The organism is Streptomyces doebereineriae (assembly GCF_031845645.1).
GTDB classification, from domain to species: domain Bacteria; phylum Actinomycetota; class Actinomycetes; order Streptomycetales; family Streptomycetaceae; genus Streptomyces; species Streptomyces canus.
Map to the genome: position 1 here is coordinate 1 of NZ_JAVREZ010000288.1, position 455 is coordinate 455.

Annotated in this window: 1 protein-coding gene; it reads left to right on the forward strand. The window is 71.4% G+C overall.

The window, feature by feature from the left end:
- Positions 1-117: 117 nt before the first annotated feature.
- Positions 118-455 (forward strand): TetR family transcriptional regulator (locus RNB18_RS51925; RefSeq protein WP_311721047.1); only part of this gene is annotated, 338 nt, incomplete at its 3' end.

Below are 455 nucleotides of genomic sequence, written 5' to 3' on the forward strand. Positions count from 1 at the left end.
TGGCTGACCGGCATGACCGACAGGGTCTGCCCCATGGGCCGACACCTCTTCCCCTGGTACCTTTACGGAGTAAAGCATTGCCTGGCCGAAGTTACTTTATGACGTAAGGAGTCGCAAGTGGTGGTCTTTGCCGGGCAGGGCGACGCCCGCCGCTCCCTCTCCCTGCTCTGGCGCGCGGAGGTCGCCGCACCGCCGCGCGTCGGCCCCGGGCCCAAGCCCCGGCTGAGCGTGGACGCCATCGTGGCGGCGGCCGTCGCGATCGCGGACGAGGACGGCATGGCGGCCCTGTCGATGCGGGCGGTCGGCGAGCGGCTCGGCCGGACGGCGATGGCGCTCTACACGCACGTCCCGGGCAAGAGCGAGCTGCTGGACCTGATGTACGACGCGGTCCACGCCGAACTCCCGTCCGCGTACCCGGAGTCGGACGGCTGGCGGGGGCCGGTCACCGCCTGGGC